At 33.2% G+C, this 19,044-nt stretch carries 17 protein-coding genes and 4 pseudogenes; 6 read left to right on the top strand and 15 right to left on the bottom strand.

All coding sequences use genetic code 11. The features are described from left to right. Positions 1-112: 112 nt before the first annotated feature. A complete protein-coding gene (recN, locus tag GKR88_15920) occupies positions 113-1,768 on the top strand; it encodes a DNA repair protein RecN (GenBank protein QMU65619.1) in 1,656 nt (551 codons plus the stop codon). 12 nt (positions 1,769-1,780) lie between these two features. Here recN and GKR88_15915 read toward each other — a convergent pair whose 3' ends face one another. The 7 genes and pseudogenes from GKR88_15915 to GKR88_15885 form a co-directional block, all read right to left on the bottom strand. Then, on the bottom strand, positions 1,781-2,770 hold the full coding sequence (locus tag GKR88_15915) for a hypothetical protein (protein ID QMU65618.1): 990 nt from the start codon (positions 2,768-2,770) through the stop codon (positions 1,781-1,783). Further along, positions 2,758-2,955, bottom strand: coding sequence for a hypothetical protein (locus GKR88_15910; GenBank protein ID QMU65617.1), 198 nt, complete (start codon positions 2,953-2,955; stop codon positions 2,758-2,760). Before GKR88_15910 ends, GKR88_15915 begins: the two co-directional genes overlap by 13 nt. Before the next feature lie 28 nt (positions 2,956-2,983). Continuing rightward, positions 2,984-3,349: pseudogene (locus tag GKR88_15905) on the bottom strand (methyltransferase). A 23-nt stretch (positions 3,350-3,372) separates the two neighbouring features. Further along, positions 3,373-4,314: a hypothetical protein gene (locus tag GKR88_15900; protein ID QMU65616.1), complete on the bottom strand. Its 942-nt coding sequence runs from the start codon at positions 4,312-4,314 to the stop codon at positions 3,373-3,375. 52 nt (positions 4,315-4,366) lie between these two features. Beyond that, the gene (locus GKR88_15895; protein ID QMU65615.1) at positions 4,367-4,579 is read right to left on the bottom strand and encodes a hypothetical protein; all 213 of its coding nucleotides are present in this window, start codon (positions 4,577-4,579) and stop codon (positions 4,367-4,369) included. A 66-nt stretch (positions 4,580-4,645) separates the two neighbouring features. Continuing rightward, positions 4,646-6,073 (bottom strand): annotated as a pseudogene (locus GKR88_15890) (N-6 DNA methylase). Between the two features lie 2 nt (positions 6,074-6,075). Next, positions 6,076-6,399 carry a helix-turn-helix domain-containing protein gene (locus GKR88_15885; protein QMU65614.1) on the bottom strand — a complete coding sequence of 108 codons (324 nt, stop codon included), beginning with the start codon at positions 6,397-6,399 and terminating at the stop codon, positions 6,076-6,078. A 443-nt stretch (positions 6,400-6,842) separates the two neighbouring features. Here GKR88_15885 and GKR88_15880 point away from each other — a divergent pair, with 443 nt between their 5' ends. Beyond that, the gene (locus tag GKR88_15880; protein QMU65613.1) at positions 6,843-7,655 is read left to right on the top strand and encodes an SDR family oxidoreductase; all 813 of its coding nucleotides are present in this window, start codon (positions 6,843-6,845) and stop codon (positions 7,653-7,655) included. Positions 7,656-7,690: 35 nt separating this feature from the next. Continuing rightward, a complete protein-coding gene (locus tag GKR88_15875) occupies positions 7,691-7,834 on the top strand; it encodes a hypothetical protein (GenBank protein ID QMU65612.1) in 144 nt (47 codons plus the stop codon). Positions 7,835-7,938: 104 nt separating this feature from the next. Here the strand turns inward: GKR88_15875 and GKR88_15870 are convergent. The 8 genes and pseudogenes from GKR88_15870 to GKR88_15835 form a co-directional block, all read right to left on the bottom strand. Beyond that, a pseudogene (locus GKR88_15870) lies at positions 7,939-8,605 on the bottom strand (hypothetical protein). A 19-nt stretch (positions 8,606-8,624) separates the two neighbouring features. Then, positions 8,625-9,290, bottom strand: coding sequence for a YggS family pyridoxal phosphate-dependent enzyme (locus GKR88_15865; GenBank protein ID QMU65611.1), 666 nt, complete (start codon positions 9,288-9,290; stop codon positions 8,625-8,627). A 119-nt stretch (positions 9,291-9,409) separates the two neighbouring features. Beyond that, complete coding sequence (locus GKR88_15860; protein QMU65610.1) at positions 9,410-10,024, bottom strand: restriction endonuclease; 615 nt, start codon at positions 10,022-10,024, stop codon at positions 9,410-9,412. Continuing rightward, positions 10,021-10,971, bottom strand: coding sequence for a site-specific DNA-methyltransferase (locus tag GKR88_15855; protein QMU65609.1), 951 nt, complete (start codon positions 10,969-10,971; stop codon positions 10,021-10,023). Before GKR88_15855 ends, GKR88_15860 begins: the two co-directional genes overlap by 4 nt. A 441-nt stretch (positions 10,972-11,412) precedes the next feature. After that, positions 11,413-12,363, bottom strand: a complete 951-nt coding sequence (locus tag GKR88_15850; GenBank protein ID QMU65608.1) for a 3-phosphoglycerate dehydrogenase — start codon at positions 12,361-12,363, stop codon at positions 11,413-11,415. Positions 12,364-12,455: 92 nt separating this feature from the next. Then, the gene (gene serC / locus GKR88_15845) at positions 12,456-13,520 is read right to left on the bottom strand and encodes a 3-phosphoserine/phosphohydroxythreonine transaminase (protein ID QMU65607.1); all 1,065 of its coding nucleotides are present in this window, start codon (positions 13,518-13,520) and stop codon (positions 12,456-12,458) included. A gap of 302 nt (positions 13,521-13,822) precedes the next feature. Next, positions 13,823-14,593, bottom strand: a complete 771-nt coding sequence (locus tag GKR88_15840; protein QMU65606.1) for a hydrolase Nlp/P60 — start codon at positions 14,591-14,593, stop codon at positions 13,823-13,825. A 36-nt stretch (positions 14,594-14,629) separates the two neighbouring features. Further along, complete coding sequence (locus GKR88_15835; protein QMU66753.1) at positions 14,630-15,805, bottom strand: acetyl-CoA C-acyltransferase; 1,176 nt, start codon at positions 15,803-15,805, stop codon at positions 14,630-14,632. Positions 15,806-15,852: 47 nt separating this feature from the next. Between GKR88_15835 and GKR88_15830 the strand changes: the two genes are divergently transcribed. The 3 genes and pseudogenes from GKR88_15830 to GKR88_15820 all read left to right on the top strand — a co-directional run bounded on the left by GKR88_15830 (position 15,853) and on the right by GKR88_15820 (position 19,044). Next, positions 15,853-15,996, top strand: a complete 144-nt coding sequence (locus tag GKR88_15830) for a hypothetical protein (protein ID QMU65605.1) — start codon at positions 15,853-15,855, stop codon at positions 15,994-15,996. 250 nt (positions 15,997-16,246) lie between these two features. After that, complete coding sequence (locus GKR88_15825) at positions 16,247-18,310, top strand: HDIG domain-containing protein (protein ID QMU65604.1); 2,064 nt, start codon at positions 16,247-16,249, stop codon at positions 18,308-18,310. A 193-nt stretch (positions 18,311-18,503) separates the two neighbouring features. Then, positions 18,504-19,044 (top strand): annotated as a pseudogene (locus GKR88_15820) (OmpH family outer membrane protein).

The raw sequence follows: 19,044 nt of genomic DNA, 5'->3' as shown, positions 1-19,044 counted from the left end.
ATATTGAGTCTAAAAATTAATTTCACAAAAATTAAATTTAATCAGTTGATATTGAAGATATAAAAATTCGTAATTGTGAATTTAAAATTTGTAATTTATATAAAACAATCTTTTGCTTCACTCATTATCTATATACAACTATGCCTTAATAGACGAGTTATCTATTGATTTCTCTTCAGGATTATCTACTATAACCGGAGAAACCGGAGCCGGTAAATCAATACTTTTAGGCGCTTTAGGTTTGGTACTGGGAAATAGAGCTGACATTACCACACTAAAAGACACTACTAAGAAATGCATTGTAGAAGCACAATTCCAAATCAAAGATTACAAGATAGAAGATTTTTTTGAAGAGGTTGACTTGGATTACGAACCCAATACCGTCATCAGAAGAGAAATTCTACCATCGGGAAAATCAAGAGCCTTTGTCAATGATACACCGGTAACATTATCCATCCTGAATGAGCTAAAATTAAAACTGATTGATATACACTCCCAACACCAGACATTGCAATTATCCGATAGTGCATTTCAATTTGATGTAATCGATGCTTTGGCAGAGAATCAGGGCAAAATAAGCCGGTATAAAAGTGAATTACTGCTGTTTAATACCCTAAAAAAAGAATCTGCCGAATTAGTAAAAAGCCAGCAAGAAGCAAATCAACAATACGATTACCATACACATTTGTTTGAAGAACTTTCAAAAGCAGACATACAAGTTGATGAACAAACCGAATTGGAAGAAAAACTGGATAAATTAAACAATATAGAAGAAATCAAATTGAGTTTGGCAGGAGCACTGGAGCTTTCTGTTCATGATGAAATAGGTTTACAGAATCGTTTTTCTACCTTAGAAAACAGCATATCAAAAATAGCTTCTTTTTCAAAAGAATATCAGAAACTATTAGACAGAATATCCGGTATCAAAATAGAATTAGATGATATTATTTCTGAGTTAGAAAATGCAAATGAATCTGTAGATTTCAACCCGAATGAATTAGAAAAACTCAATGACAGGCTGCAATTGCTATACGATCTGCAGAAAAAACACCGTGTAACATCTGATTCGGAATTAATAACCGTTTATGAAACACTATCTCAAAAAATCGGCCAGGTAGAAAATGCAGAAGAACTTATACAAGAAAAAGAAGTAGCCATACAAAAAGTTCAAACAAATCTCGATGCCATTGCAACTGATATATCCATATTCAGAAAAAAAGCCATTCCTAACCTGAAACACAAATTAGAAAATTTATTAATAAATCTGGGAATGGTACACGCAAAATTTTCTATTGAAGTAGTACCTTCCGAGACGTATTATTCAAATGGAAAAGATACTCTGTCATTTTTGTTTTCTGCTAATAAGGGAGCAAATTTTGGCGAATTAAAAAAAGTAGCTTCAGGAGGAGAACTTTCCAGAGTCATGCTCTCTATTAAGAAAGTGCTATCTGAAAACACAAAATTACCTGCCATTATTTTTGATGAAATAGATACAGGTGTATCCGGCAAAATTTCAAATAAAATGGCAAGCATTATGAAGCAAATGAGTACTAAAATGCAGGTAATTGCTATTACGCACCTGCCGCAGATTGCAGCAAAAGGAGATCAACATTACAAAGTATATAAAGAAATTGCGAATGGCATAACTACAACAAATATAAGACAGCTCTCAACCGATGAGAGAATCGTAGAAATTGCAGAAATGCTAAGTGGTAAAGATATTTCAGATAGTGCGATGATTCATGCCAGAGAATTGCTAAGTTTATAATTGAGTATCCGTTTAGTTTAGCGTTGATAACTTCCTTAGTGACCTTGAGTAAGGTAATGATTTGATATAATTTTCCATCAATTCAAAGTCTGGTTGGCCTTTTTTTTCAGGTAGTTTTATTGATATAGATTTCATTCTTGTTTGACTTGCTTTTCGACCATAATTGTAGCGATACTGTTCTAAATTCAAAATGGTTACAAAAAACATCGCAACATAACCATTCATCTTAAACTTTGGGATTAGTTTTTCAACGTGGTCACTTGCAGAAAACCTTAAAGGTTGATAAGAACAATATCCTAAAACTGCACTATCAACAGTTAAGATATTCCCTTCTTCTGTATAAATGTCATAAAATTTATCTACACCATTATTCGTTGCCTGAGTAGTAACATTCGGAAACATTCCTTCTCCGATCTCCTCAAGCTCTTGTTTGGAAGTAGTTTTGCTACCTGTAATTGTAAATAAATCACTTAAAGAAAATAATTTCCAATTACTAATATCAAGATGCATTCTTTTGCTAAGAATAGGTTTTTGTTTTAGATTATTTTCTAAACTTGATTTAAAATTTGATAAATTTTCAATAATTCGATTTGGAACAGTTTCAGGTATTAGCAGATATTTCATTGTTTTATTTGCTTGTCTACCATAGCTATATTTGTACTTATTACTTGAAATACATTTAGCATAAAATAGCATTTCTACAACAGATAGTTTTTTTTTGGGCGATAAAACAAGTACATGAAACCCCGTATAAAATTCTTTGGGTTGATAAAAAGTAGAAAGTACGGAACCTCCAACAGCAACGGAAAGCGTGTGTTTTGGGTTAGGTGCTATGTCAATTAATTCAAAAACATAAGCGGAAACACCATTGTTTTTTTCTGTTCTTGACACAAAAGGTATTGCGCAATAATCAGTAGACGTACACTGTTCTAAGTTTATTAATTCTAGACTATTACCGTATTTAATTTCAAACAAATCAGATATTTTAACTAGTCGTTGCATTCCCTTATTCCTAAAATCCTATAATCTGTTTTAAGTAAACTACCACAATGCCACGCACAAACACCATCTTTATTTCTTACAAAATAGATATATGTATCGTCCATTGTAACTTTAAGCTCGTAGTTAATTTCTTTGTCTTTGTACATTTTTGCCCAATAATATTTGGGTTTGGTTTCTTTACTCATAATCTTCCATATTTACTTTATTATTGAATAAAAAAGTTACATAATCTAGAATTGTATCCGTAAAATCTTCATCTGACAATTTTGAATAATCTGTTTTCATATATGCTTCTGCAACCCATTCATCATCAGCAGTTACTACTCTGTTTACACTAAATCCTGCTTCTTGTTTTCTATTCATATAATTTGAAATCCACTTGTCTTTTATGGTTTTCCACCTACCAAAAGCATCAAATCTTCCTTGAATTTTTCTTTTTACAAAGCCATCATCTTTATAATAACCAAAATAAGTTTCTTTTCCTTTTGGATGCGGTTTATGTGCTTTAAAAATCATTATACAAGAAACTACACCAACTTTAGAATTAAAAAATAATTCATCTGGCATAGATAAAACAGCAGGGTGCATAACATTTTGTCGTTTTAAGCAGCTTTATTTTTCTCAGTACAGATTAGGTTAACTACTTTGTTCCATTTATCACTCAGTTTAGTTGTTCTTAATGTGAGCATATTTTGAGCTCCAATTTTAGACCAACGTTGTCCAGAGAGTTTCATTCTTTTTTGAACAACCTCCCTGTTAGCTGCTTCTATGGCTCCAGATCCTATAATACCTGCTCCTGTATTTTGATATTGCTGATAGTCCATACGCGACCTATTTTCGGTATAATATGTGATAAGTTGGCTTTGTTGTTTACGTTGATTTTGCTTTGTCAATTCTAAGTTTTTGATATTCTCAATGACTTGATTTACTTGACTGTTTTTTAGTAGTTGCTCCTGTTGACCAACCCAACTGTTATATGACTCTTGATTAGAGAGACAAACCTTAGCAAAATCGTGTAAATGTTCTAAAGCATGATACCAATCCAATATTTGTGTGGCAAAAGGGTAATGTTGATCTACCCATTTCCATATCCATCTAGCACCATCACCAACAAAAATCAGTCGCTTATCAATACTCCTGTAACAGCCTAAGTATCTATCCATTCTATCTGTAAACTTATCAGCTTTGCCTAAATATGCTTCATACAACGAATGGCGTATCCATCCACGTTTATTTGATATGTCCATACAGCTACTCTGTTTAAAAATTCTGCCTAATTTTACTTCTTTCCAAGCCTCTTCCCGAGTGAAAAGCATCGACCCATCGACCATAGCATATATGCACTCTTGGTTATCTACCTTAAGAATATCAGGTTCAACGGCATCAACCTCCAATACTTTTTCTTGCTCTAATAAACCACCATAAAAGTCTGTGACTCTGTAAAGCTGCATCGCATTGACTGAAACACCTAGAAGATTCGATAAAACTTCATGACCATCTCCATAACAATCGTTTTGACCAATATAAATCATTTTGTCTTGCATATAGGGACTTATCTTAAATCCATTGACTTTTTCACTAAAGGGATGAGTGTTGTTAATCTCTATCTTTCCGTAACGTGATAAGTTTTTTTTTACGCCTGTCTTTAGATGGTTCGCTTATACTTCTCTCTAAAACCTCTCGACCATAGTCCGTCCATATTTGATCAAAAGTCTTTTCGTAATCATAGTAACTCTTTATGTTTGATAATTTTGCTATCGCTTGATAACGCTTCTTGGCTTGGGCTAAAAATTCCTCTTCGCTAATCATAATGGTGTCGCTTTTAAAAGTTAATCCTTAAAAATAACTATTTCGCGACAAAATGTTATGCACCCAAACAGCATCAAGAGTGTGCTTTTTTAATAGTTGCTTTTTAAACTCATAAACTTTTCCTTTTGTTGCTAAGGCACTTTGCATAGGAACAATAGCAATGCAAGTTCCGCCATCAACCAAACATTCTAAATTATTCAAAATAAATTCAAATTCGTCTGTGTCTATTTTTTTATTTGCTTTATAGGGAGGGTTCAAAAAACCAACTGTTGGTTTTTTTGCTTTTACTTCCTTAATAATGTTTGGTTCAAAACAACTACCGTTTATTATATTAGTCTTACCGTCCTGGTGTATATACATATTAGAGACAGCCAAAGCGTAAATATGAGATTGATACTCTGTACCTATAAGCTGCTTCGTTTTTATTTTATCTTCTTTTTCTTTATCTCCTTTTGTGTCTTCAATCATTTTTTTCATGGCAGAAATTAGAAAACCTCCGGTTCCTGTACAGTTATCATATGCAATAGAATTTTTATTGACTTCTGCTAATTCAGCAAATAATTCTGTTATATGAGGTGGAGTTAAAACAATTCCCAAACCTTTATCACTATTTGCATATCTTAAAAACTCAATATATAATTGACCTAATACATCAAAATATTCGTGGGTTTTTATGAATTGATTTATGTTCTCATCTATTTCATCAATTAACTCTTTTAATACTTTATCTTTTCGCGAAAGAGAAGTATCTGTCTTTATAAAACTAAATTGAACATTCAGATTATTTAGTTTATCTCCGGAAATATTTGCACTTTCTAATTCGTTAGAAACCGTTTGAACTAATGAATTTGCTAAGTTTTTTGGCGTTTTATGTGATGCATAAGAATTTTTAAAAGCAGGATTTTCAAGAGCAATTAAAACACAACTTAATAACAAACTGCGTTGATTTTCTAAAATTTTATTTGTATGTAACTTTTCATTCAATTTTTTTGTAAAGTCAAGAAGAATTTTATAATCTTGTCTAAATTTTTCGGGGCTTTTTAAATACCCATTTAAATAATCTTCTGCTGAAAGCAGTTTGTCATCAAATATTTCAGTTGCTTTTCGCTCTCTTTTTAGATGCAGAAAATGTGAAACTTTTAAGTTTCTTTTATCTTCACCACTTACCGCAATAGCAAGTACATCAAAATCTTTAGATAAATAGGAAGAATATAATAACACTCCATCTGCCGCATAATCAGAATATTTATCTTTAGTTTTGCTTTCGTGTTTTGTAACATCTGCCTTACATTCAATGACTATTAATAAATCCGAATTTGTTTTATAGGTAATAATAAACTCCGGGAACCCTCTGCCATTTCCTTTTTTTGATGCGGATTTTAGTAATTTATCAATTTTAGCATTATCGGATTTTTGCTCCTCTATTTCAATACTTGAAAGAAACTTATTAAAATGATTTCTAACTATATTTTCGGTTTTTCTTTCGTTTGACATAATTAAAAATTGAAATTACCTTGTTTTACATTCTTATTTTTTCTGTATTTTGATTGCGCTTCTGCAACGGAAAAAACATTGTCTGAACATTTATATTTATGAACTTCATTAACAATAATATCAGCAACATATAAAGTTTTTAATTCTTCTAAGTTTTTATTCAAAAATTCTGAAAGTCGTTGTAAATTATTAAACGGGAATTTCTTCCGTCCATTTTCTATTTTACTAATGTCAGTCATTATGATTCCAATCCCTTGACCAAAATCACTTTGATTCATTTCTTTTTTTTCTCGTTCTTTTTTCAAAAACTCTCCAAATGTTGCCATAAATAAATCTTGCTTATTTTAAACTTGCTAGTAATAAGCAAATATAATAAAGATTACTTAAGGGCACCTCTAAAAACTACTTTTTATTACAAATGGCTGCAAAATCCAATAACATCGTTGTCAAATAAAATCTTTCTTCAACGTAACTATGGCTACGTCTGCGGAATATTTTACTTTCCGCCTTGTTCTTGAATTTTTCGCTCATTTTCATTGACTAAACCAGTTTTTAGAGGTGCCCTTAATTTGTAATAATTTTTCAAAGGTCTCAATTTTTTAATCTTTTAATCTACTGAATATCAAAATACACAAGATATCCTCATTTTACAAAGGACCGGAATGATTGTTCTCCCAAAGCTACTCATAGCCATTAGCTGAATTAACAGCGAATAAAATTAAGATGAGTTCATTATATTTGCCGATACATAAAAACTAAACTTTAAGAAATGTCTTATAACTTATTAAAAGGAAAAAGAGGAATTATTTTTGGAGCATTAGATGAAAAATCCATAGCCTGGAAAACAGCGGAAAGAGCTCATGAAGAAGGAGCGGAATTTGTACTGACGAACGCTCCGATAGCCATGAGAATGGGCGCAATTAAAGATTTGGCTGCAAAAACCGGATCGGAAATAATTCCGGCAGATGCAACTTCTATAGAAGATTTGGAAAACCTCGTAGAAACATCTATGGAGGTCTTGGGAGGAAAAATTGATTTTGTCCTGCATTCTATTGGGATGTCCGTAAATGTTCGTAAAGGACGCCATTATACGGATCCAAAATATGATTTTACTACCAAAGGCTGGGATGTTTCAGCAGTGTCTTTTCATAAAGTAATGAATGTTCTGTATAATAAGCAGGCTATAAACGAATGGGGAAGTATTGTGGCACTAACCTATATGGCTGCCCAACGCGTATTTCCCGATTATAATGATATGGCAGACAACAAAGCATATTTGGAAAGCATTGCCCGTAGTTTTGGTTATTTCTTTGGACGCGATCACAATGTAAGAGTCAATACCATTTCTCAATCTCCAACACCAACCACTGCCGGAAGTGGGGTAAAAGGTTTTGACGGTTTTTTAGCTTATGCGGAAAAAATGGCCCCTCTGGGAAATGCAACTGATCTGGAGTGTGCGGATTATACCATTTCTTTGTTTTCGGATTTGACAAAAAAAGTGACGTTACAAAACCTGTTTCACGATGGAGGGTTTTCCAATATGGGAGTTAGTGACGCTGTAATGGATAAGTTTATTGATTAAAAATAATAAGGAGTTTTTTCATAAAAAAATTCAAATTGAACTCATTTAAACTTTTTGGATTTAAGCGAACATTAGAAGTTTTTAGGGCTGTTGAAGGGTTTTTTGAGTTGCATAGCAGCACTACGGAAGGAAAAAAAGACAAAAACAGAGCGGAAAACAGTAATTTTTTAGCAAATTGAAAAAGTTTAAATGAGTTCATTTTTAGATTCAACCATGACTAATAATGCTGCCTGTTTTTGACTTCCTTTACCGCGTTTGTATTTACCATCATTCTCTGCTAACTCTACAGCAATTCGCTCACGATCTTGTTTATTGGGACATGAATTTTTCCATGGTCATCATGAATATAAAAGACACCCATTGATTCGGGTAAGCTATCCAGTATTCGGCTATATTTTTCTTTTTCATGTCTGTTTATCAAAGTAATTAACAGAGGTGCTCAAAATTGCTTTATTAGTATCTTTTTCCAAAAGTAGTTTAAAAAGCTGAACTGTTGCTAATGCATCACCGGAAGCTCTATGTCTGTCACTTATAGGAATCCCTAAAGATTTACATAATTTTCCTAAGCTGTAAGACTCCAGACCGGGAATCAATTTCCTACTGAGTTCAATAGTACACAATGTATTTCTAACAAAATCATATTCTAACCTGGAAAATTCGGTTTTTAATATCCTGTAATCGAAGCAGGCATTATGAGCAATTAAAATACAGTCTTTTGTAATCTCTAAGACTCGTTTGGCCACTTCGTAAAATTTGGGTGCATTACGAAGCATTTTATTATGAATGCCTGTCAGTTTCATAACAAAATCCTGAATGGGTTTTTCCGGATTTATAAGGCTAATAAACCGGTCTACAACTGTATAGCCGTCATATTTATAGATAGCAATTTCGGTAATTCCTTCTTTATTATACTCACCACCAGTTGTTTCAATATCAATTATTGCGTACACATTCTTTTTGCCTGACAAATTAAGCATTATAATTTCTAACACCAAATATTGAGCTACCTATCCGGATCATGGTACTGCCGTTTTTTATAGCTATAGGATAATCTGCACTCATTCCCATAGAGAGTATGGATATATCCGAATGCTCTTTTTTCAGGTGATCAAAAAATAATTTTAATGATGAAAACTCTTTTTCCAATTGCTCTTGATCATCAGTAAGAGTAGCCATTCCCATACACCCGACAACTCGTGCGTTTTGTAAGCTTTTATATTCGGCAGAACTCAAAATAGTTTCAATTTCCGCAAAAGATAATCCAAATTTAGTGTCTTCATCAGCTATTTTTGTCTGTAGTAAACAATTGATCACACGATTATATTTTTTAGCTTGCTTATTGATTTCTATCAGCGTTTTAAGATTAGCTACTCCGTGTATTAAATGAACAAAATGCGCCATGTATTTTACCTTATTTCTTTGAAGGTGTCCAATCATATGCCATTCGATATCCTTGGGTAAAACTTCATATTTTTCTACCATTTCCTGTACTTTGTTTTCTCCAAAAATCCGCTGGCCCGCATCATATGCCTGCCGTATATCGGCAACAGGTTTTGTTTTGGAAACAGCAACCAATGTTACCTCTCCGGGGATAGTATTATGTATTTTTTTAAGGCGAGTTTCTATATTGTTCATAGGGAAACTATTTTAACTTTTATGTTTCTCAAAAAAATGCTATTCTTTGTAGGTTTTAAAGAGTTGAACAAACTTTAAAATGAAGCCTTTAAACTTTTGTCAGCTTTCGTGTTTTACTTCTATGGTTCAATTCCTAGTATTAAAAGTGGTACGGGTGGATTGTTTCTACCTTGTCTCATAACATTATAAACTTCTCCTTCAAAGTAGGCAACCCCGGATGACATTTCAGATTGCATTTTCTTTGTTGGTAAAATTTCAATTCCTAAATTGATAACTCCACCGGAGTAGAACAGCATATGCTTAACAAATAAGTCATATGCAACAAATGAGTACTTGCCAAACTGAACCTCAACAGCAAGTTTATCTTTTACGAAATCTGTCTGATTATAACTGTAAATAGGTTCTTTTTCTCCATTGTCAATTAGAAATTGTCTTTGTTCATTTGCAGGCATCAAAACACTTTTTTCCATTAGTTCGCGATTGAGTGTAATGTAGTAGTAGTACCTGCTTTCCGCCCATCCTTTCTTTGCAAATTCTTTATCAAAGGCTTTATTCAGGTCAAAAGGGCTAAAAAGTTTATTGCCTATTTTTCTTTTTTCTTTGCTGATTTTTGTTCTGAAATTATTGGCATCAATGTTTTTAATAGCGTCTTTAATCTCTTGATATAATTTCTTATGATGAACTATTAGATATTCTTCACCATTCAAATGTGAATATACTTGTGCTATTTTCATGCTTCTTTATATAATTCTTTCCATTCATCAGGAATTTTAGCAATTTTATCGTTTTCCTTTGGTTTATGAATAGGTTTATTTATTGGTCTTAATTTCAAATTGCCTTCTTTTAATTTTTCAATTCTTTCATTGGCTATTTTTACGTATTCTTTTTCTTTTTCTACCCCTATTGAATTTCGATAATTTTTCAAAGAAGCAATTGCTGTGGAGCCAACACCAGCAAATGGGTCTAGCACCCAACTATCTTTATTTGTAAGTGCCAATACACACCTTTCTACCAATTCCACCGGAAACTGTGCGGGATGTGCTGTCTTTTCAGGGTGATTTGATTTTACATTTGGAATATTCCACATTCCACTTTCCCAGTCCTTTACAACTATTTCCCATATGTCAGAAGGATTTTTGCCCTTTGGATTGCCAGATATTTGACCTTTTTTTGGTCCTTTAAAGTGCCTTTTCCCGGGATATTTTGCAGGAATACGCACATTATCTAAATTAAATATGTAGTCATCTGTCTTAGTAAACCAAAGTAATGTTTCATAACGTCCGGAAAATCGGTTTTGTGCATGTAAGCCATGTCCAAAATGCCAAACTATTCTATTTCTTAATTTTAATCCTAATTTTTTAAATATTTGATAGTAAAAAACATCAAGAGGAAATATTTCTCCTTTTTCAACATAATTACCTACTTGCCAACATATACTCCCATTTTCACTGGTAACTCTTACAAGTTCTTTAATTACTTTTTCTTGAAGTACTAAATATTTCTCAATTGAGGTCTTTGTTTCGTATTCTTTTCCAACGTTATATGGTGGTGAAGTAATTATCAAGTTGAACCTTTTACTATCCATTTTTTTTAGATTATGTAATGTGTCTCCAAGTACTATTTCACTTGTATTAGGATACATATGTTCTAAAAATTCACTTATTGATTCTTTAACTTTCATTCTTAATAATTTCAATTTATATTCAATACAAAGGTACTCCTTTATATAACCAGATTAAAATTCTTTTTTCAACAAAGAATAATTCATTGTTGGAGACCTTTGCAGCATTGATTTGACAAAAAAGTTCGACGCCCGAAGAAAATTTTCAAACGGAATAACTCATTGGTTTTGAAGATTTAAAATTTTCGAGAAGGAAGAAATTTGAAGTCAAATCAATTTCAATACAGAATATATCACTATTTTGCAAAGGTCTCTGTTGTATAGTCTATCAACATGAAGCTCAACATTCATATATCACATACATTTGTCTATCTACTACATCTTTTTCAATGATATAAAGCTGAAATTAACAACTTCTTTTGCCATTTACTTAATGAACTCATTTTACTCAACATTCCGTGTGGGGTAGTTCATTAGCTTTAAAAAGAACAAAAATCATCATTACTCCAATAAACTAATAATTTGAGAAGCCAATTCTTTCCCAATTCTTTCCTGTGCTTCAATGGTTGCTGCTCCGATATGTGGTGTTAAAGACAATTTAGGATGCATCAATAACTGAATTTCCGGCTTCGGTTCATTTTCAAAAACATCTAAACCGGCATATCTTACTTTTCCGCTTTCAATGGCATGTACTAATGCTACTTCGTCCAAAACACCTCCGCGAGCTGCATTGACAATTCCAATACCATCTTTCATATTTTCAAACTGCTCTTGACCGATAATATAGTTTTTTTGAGTAGGCACATGTAATGTGATAAAATCCGAATGCTTCAATACTTCATGTACCGGCTCGGTTTCTATTTCCACATCAATAGACTGTCCGTTGTAAAAAGGAACATTGATAATGGTCTTTCCTACAAAAGCATCTGTGGCAATTACTTTCATTCCTACTCCCAGTGCAATTTTCGCAACCTCCTTACCAATCCTTCCCATGCCTATAATCCCCAATGTTTTACCACGCAATTCGGTACCTGTAGCATATTGTTTTTTTAACGTTTTGAACCGAATTTCTCCTTCCAAAGGCATTTCTCTATTGGATTGATGTAAGAAACGAACCATTCCAAACAAATGTGCAAAAACCAATTCCGCTACGGAATTTGATGACGCTTCAGGTGTATTGATCACATGTAAACCCTGGTCTTTTGCATATTGCACATCTATATTGTCCATGCCAACCCCTCCACGCCCGATTAATTTTATACTCGGACAAGCATCTATTAACTCCTGCCTGATTTGAGTAGCACTTCTCACAAGAATAGCATCAATATTATTTTCATTGATATAATTTTCCAGTTGTTCTTGAGCAATTTTTGTGGTAATTACCTCAAAACCTTTTTCTTCCAAAGCGTCAATTCCACTTTGCGACATTCCATCATTAGCTAATATCTTCATTTTTGTACATCTAAAATTTTAACCCTCAATTAATCATTAACCCATCGCTATATTGTTACATTAATATATTGGTAAATTGGTAAATTAGTAAATCAACCAACTCGTTCTAATTCCTGCATCACATCTACCAGTACCTGTACACTATATAATGGCAATGCATTGTACATACTTGCCCGATATCCTCCCACGCTTCTATGAGCGTTTAAACCATTAATTCCCGCTTCTTTTAACATTTGTTCAAAAGTATCTTTTACATTTTCATCTGTTAAAATAAAGGTAGCATTCATAAAGCTTCGATCTTCAATAGTTGCCGCTCCATTAAATAACGAATTTCTATCTATTTCGGAATACAGTAAATCGGCTTTCTTTTCATTTACTTTTTCAATAAAAGGAATTCCGCCTAAATTTTTTAGCCATTCCAAAGTCAACATGGAAGTATATACGGAAAATACGGGAGGCGTATTAAACATACTATTCTTTTCTATATGTACTCGATAATCCAGCATAGAAGGAATGGTTCTGTCTACTTTCTCTAAAATGCCCTCTTTTATAATAACAACAGTAGTTCCCGCCGGTCCCATATTTTTTTGTGCTCCCGCGTAGATTAAATCAAATGCTGAAAAATCTAATTTGCGAGAAAAAATATCAGAACTCATATCACAAATCAGTGGAATACTTGTTTGAGGAAATTCCTTTATCTGTGTCCCAAAAATGGTATTATTGCTTGTACAGTGAAAATAATCTGCATCTGTAGGAATTTTATATCCTTTAGGTATATATGTATAATACTTGTCCTTTGACGAAGCTACTTCTACTAACCGGCCAAACAATTTTGCTTCTTTAATAGATTTGGAACTCCATGTCCCGGTATTTAAATAAGCCGCTTTTTCGTTTAACAGGTTATAAGCCACCATTAAAAACTGGGTGCTGGCACCTCCTTGCAAAAAGAGCACTTGATACCCTTTATTTTCCAAACCTAAAAGTTCTATAACCAGTGCCCTTGCTTTTTCAATTACGTCAATAAAAGCCTTACTCCTGTGAGAAATTTCAATTAAGGATAAACCCTCGCCATTAAAATCAACAATTGCCTCGGCAGCTTTCTTTAAAACTTCATCCGGCAGCATACAAGGTCCTGCACTAAAGTTATGTTTCTTCATCCGATTCTTATCTTTTTTAGATAGCTGCAAAGGTCTAAATTTTCTAAGAGAAAAAAATACTTTTCCGGTTTTAAATTTCAAACAACTTCAAGTTTGAAAGTTTTGAGCTAAAAAGACCGCGTATACTCGCAACAATCATGGGTTTTGAGTATTTCAGAACAGCTTTTTACTTTGGAAAATAATAATCTAAGACCTTTGCAAAATAGGTGTATATTCTGTATTTGAAGCCAAATCAATGCTGCAAAGGTCTCAATCTCTTTTTTTTACCGAATAACTATCTTTCTTTTCTTTTGAGCCTTCTCTTATATGATCTTTTTAATAACTCTTAATTTATGTGTATGCTTTTTAGTATCCAAATTATAGATACCGCTGTGATCCAAAAGATCTATTCTCACTTTACCATGTGCATGTATGATATAATGATCTTTCATAATAATACCTACATGGGTAATGATACCTTCATCATTATCAAAAAAAGCCAGGTCTCCGGGCTCACTTTCTTCAATAAAACTCAATACTTCTCCCTGAATGGCTTGTTGTTTGGCATCTCTGTGTAAATAATAACCACACAGTTTATAAATCATTTGAGTAAATCCCGAACAATCTATACCAAAAGGTGTTTTACCGCCCCATAAGTAAGGGCTGTTTAAAAATAAAAATGCATTGTTCACAATTTCTTCTTTAGGAAGTTTTCCCGAAAAGGTAACACCATCATAAGCATATAATTCCGAATTCATTTTAAAGGTAGCATTAGTAAATGAAGGTAAACTACAACCTATGGGAATGGTAGTGAGGTTATGTTGAGCATCTGTAATAAAACTCAAAACCTCACCGGTATACACCTTTTCTTCACTGGATAATTGATTATATGTTTTTTCGGAAATTTCGAGGTATTGTTTAGTATCTATATACCCTTCATAAGCATCAAATTGTAAGGTAACAGCACTCCATTTTTCTTGTTTTTCCAACACTGTAAAACACTCTCCGAATAATACCTGGGTAACCATCTCCGAAGTATCGTCGGGCCGCAACCGAAGGGGAACAATGCTCAAATTACAAATGCCGTAGCACATATTAAAATTGCCGGTTTAACTATAATTTAGTATGAATTACATCCGTTCAATAACCATTGCACTTGCACCGCCTCCGCCATTACATATTCCGGCAGCACCAATCCCTGCATTGTTTTGTTTCAATATAGACGTTAATGCAATAACAATCCGGGCACCGGAAACCCCAAGCGGATGTCCTAATGAAACTGCACCGCCATTTACATTTAAATTATTATTGTCCAATCCCAAGAGTTTCATGTTTGCCAATCCTACTACGGAAAAAGCTTCATTTAATTCAAAATAATCCACATCATCAATAGTCATATTTGCTTTGGCCAACGCTTTTGGCAATGCTTTTGCCGGAGCTGTTGTAAACCACTTGGGCTCATGGGCAGCATCGGCATAACTTATGATTTTTGCCAAAGGTTGCAAATTTAGTTCTTTCGCTTTATCGAAAGACATCAGAACCAACGCAGCTCCTCCGTCGTTAATGGCAGAAGCATTAGCGGCAGTAACCGTACCTTCTTTTGTAAAAGCGGCTCTTAAATTTGGAATTTTTTCTATTTTAATATTTTTAAATTCTTCATCTTCCGACATCACAACAGGTTCGCCCCTTCTTTGTGGAATCTCAATGGCTACTACCTCATTGGCAAATTTTCCTGCTGCCCAGGCATCGGCAGATCTTTTATAGGATTGTATAGCGTACGTATCCTGATCTTCTCTTGAAAATTCATATTCATCGGCACATGCATCGGCACAAACTCCCATAGCAATCTGCTCATAAACATCTGTTAGACCATCTTTCTGCATACCATCTTCCATCTTAATTGCTCCGAATTTAGAGCCCTGCCTGGCATGCTGATAATGTGGAATCAAACTCATATTCTCCATTCCTCCAGCAACAATAATATCCGCATCTCCCAGTGCAATAGACTGGGCTCCTAACATAATAGCTTTCATTCCGGAAGCACACACTTTATTTACTGTAGTACACGGTACACTATCCGGGATTCCGGCAAATATGGCAGCTTGTTTTGCAGGAGCCTGACCCAATCCGGCAGAAATGACATTGCCCATAAAAACTTCTTCAACCTTATCCGGACTTAAATTGATTTTTCCCAAAGCACTTTTAATTGCGTGCGCTCCTAATTTTGGGGCCGGAATACCAGAAAGGCTTCCCATAAAACTCCCGATAGGAGTTCTGGCAACAGAGACAATGACAACTTCTTTCATGAGGTATTTGTGATAAATTAATTGAGTAAAATTAATCAATTTTATCCTTGAACTCGTTTAAACTTTTTGAATTTAAGCGAAAATTAGAAGTTTTTAGGACTGTTGAAAGCTTTTTTGAGTTGCATAGCAGCGCTACGGAAAGAAAAAAAGACAAAAACAGAGAGGAAAACAACAATTTTTTAGCAAATTGAAAAAGTCAAGATGAGTTCTATATAAGGTACTTCATTTTTGACCTCAGGAGACCTTTGCAGAATTGATTTGACAAAAAAGTTCGACGCCCGAAGAAAATTTTGAACCGGAATAACCTGGTGGTTTTGAGGATTTAAAATTTTCGAGAAGGAAGAAATTTGAAGTCAAATCAATTTCAATACGGAATATATCACTAACGGCAAAGGTCTCCTCAGTTTTTTTAAGTTAAGTTTGTGTATTCAAATTTTTACAATGGATAAGATAATCAACAAATTGTATCAGCACAATACGATTATATATAAAGGGATTTTATTTTTAGCTACTGCTGTTTCAATAGTATATTTTTTTCCAAAAGGAGGCCAGTTTAAATATGATTTTAATAAAGGTAAACCGTGGCAGTATGACAATCTGTATGCTCCTTTTGATTTTGCAATTCAAAAAACAGATGAAGAAATAGCATTAGATAAAAAATTTATCAGAAACAATGCAAAATTGTATTTTAAAGACGACACTCGTGTTTTAGATAATATTAAAGATCAATTTTTAACTAAAATGTCATTCGTAAATGCAAACGATTCGGTATCTCGTAAAGACCTTATCAGCATGACATCATTAGGGATCTCTATCATTGAAGAAGTATATAAAAAAGGATTTACAGATGCTATAAGTAGTAGTTTTATAACAAAAAAGAATATTGTCGTTTCACTAAGAAATGAAAATGAGGTTAGAGATGTGGTTTTTAATAACATTCTTGAACCGGACGAAGTTTCCAATTTCATTATAAAAAAATTAGGAAGCAGGCCCCTGACGTATCAGAACGCTATCGTTTTTGATTTTTTATCTGAAATGATCGTCCCAAATATTTATTACGATAAAGAGTTTACGGATAAAGTAATTGAAGATGCCATTCACAATATATCATTAACCATTGGTAAGGTTTCCAAAGGAGATATCATTATTTTAAAAAAAGATATTGTAGAGGGCAAAAAATTAGCTGTTTTAGAATCGTTAAAAAAAGAATCCGAGTCTAACATTTGGAAAGAGTCAAACCATACCTGGATAGTGTTTGGATATACGGTTTTAGTATCTCTTGGGCTATTGATGCTGTTTTTATTTTTAAAAAAGTACAGAACAGCGATCTTTAATAACAACAATAAAGTCACATTTATTTTCTTTAATGTTTTCCTGATGATAATTATTCAAACATCCGTAATAAAATACAATGCTGATTATTTGTACATCGTTCCTTTAAGTATTTTACCAATTGTTTTAAAAGCGTTTTTTGATGCCAGGTTGGGGCTATTCGCACATGTATTAACCATATTACTTTTAGGATTTATCGTACCTAATAGTTTTGAATTTATTTATTTACATATCATAGCAGGAATAGTTACCATACTTACGGTTTCCGAATTACATAAAAGAGCTAATTTATTTATTTCCATCGGGCAAATTACACTCATTTACATCATCACTTATTTGGCATTTTCCATCATCAAAGAAGGAAATGCTTCTCAGGTAAAATGGGAATATTTATTGTTGTTTGCAGCAAACGGATTGTTATCATTTCTTTCTCTTTTCTTTATCTATGTTTATGAAAAAATATTTGGATTGGTATCTGACGTAACACTTTTGGAATTGTCTAATACCAATACAAAACTATTAAGAGAATTGAATGAAAAAGCACCGGGAACCTTCCAGCATTCCATACAAGTGGCCAATTTAGCCGAGGCAGCTGCAAATGAGATAGGAGCCAATTCCATGTTGGTCAGAACAGGGGCTTTATATCATGATATTGGAAAAATGCTACATCCGATGTATTATACCGAAAACCAATTGACAGGCGTAAACCCTCATCATGACTTATCGCCAAAAGACAGTGCAGCTATCATTGTAGGTCATGTGATAAAAGGGATAGAACTGGCTAAAAAAAATAAACTACCGGACAGAATCATAGATTTTATTCGTACACATCACGGGACAAGTTTGGTTTATTATTTCTATATGAAAGAAAAAGAGAGATATCCGGAACACGAAGTAGCTATTAAAGATTTTCAATACAAAGGGCCCATTCCTTTTTCAAGAGAAACAGCTATTTTAATGATGTGTGATGCGGCCGAAGCTGCTTCCAAAAGTTTAAAAATACCAACAGCACAATCTATAGATGATTTAGTTAACAAAATCATAGAAAAGCAAAAATCAGATAACCAGTTTATGAATTCGAATATTACTTTTAAAGAAATTGAAAAAATCAAAAAAGTAATCAAATCCAAATTGATGAATATGTATCATTTGCGGATTGAATATCCGGATTAACTTTTTTAGGTAAAATGACCAATTAAGTACTTTTTAAAAAGCGCAAGACCTGTCATGTATTTTTCCGAACGCTATAGTAGGTTTGCCTTACAAAAAAGAAAGTTTTTTTGGTAATTCAAAAAAAGTTTTATACTTTGGTTCCGTGCTAAGAAAGCTTAAAAGCTATGGCCAGCAAAAATTTTAAATCACCCTTATGAAAAAAATCATTGTAATAATGGCTTTTTTGGCTATGTCCACATCTGCTGTTTCATTGTATTTTGTAATGAAATCGTCGGAACTTGTATATGTAGACATCAATAAATTGATGGATGAATATAGAAGAACCAAAAAGGTAAAAGCAGAGTTTCAAACCAAAGCCAAAACATTCATTACAGTCTAATGTAGACAGCTTACTGGCAAACTGGCAAAAAGAACTAAAATTATATGAAAAGGAACGTTCTAAAATGACTAAAAAAGAATTAGCATTAAAACAAGAGTTGTTGAGTAATAAACAACAACAGATTAGTAGTTATCAGCAGGCGATACAACAACAGATTCGGGAAGAAGAAAAAAAGGCTACACAAACCATTATCAATGATATCAATGACTATGTAAAAGTCTATGGTAAAAAGTACGGCAGCAAAATCATTTTTGGAGCCCGCGGAGGAGGAAATATCATGTATGCAGACAAAGGAACAGATATAACAGAGAAAATAATACAAGGGTTGAATAACGAATTTGAAGGAAAAAATTGA

The sequence above is a fragment of the Flavobacteriaceae bacterium genome (assembly GCA_014075215.1).
Classification (GTDB): Bacteria; Bacteroidota; Bacteroidia; order Flavobacteriales; family Flavobacteriaceae; genus Polaribacter.
The sequence above is the reverse complement of the archived record's forward strand: the minus strand, read 5'-3'. Positions and strand labels throughout refer to the sequence as shown.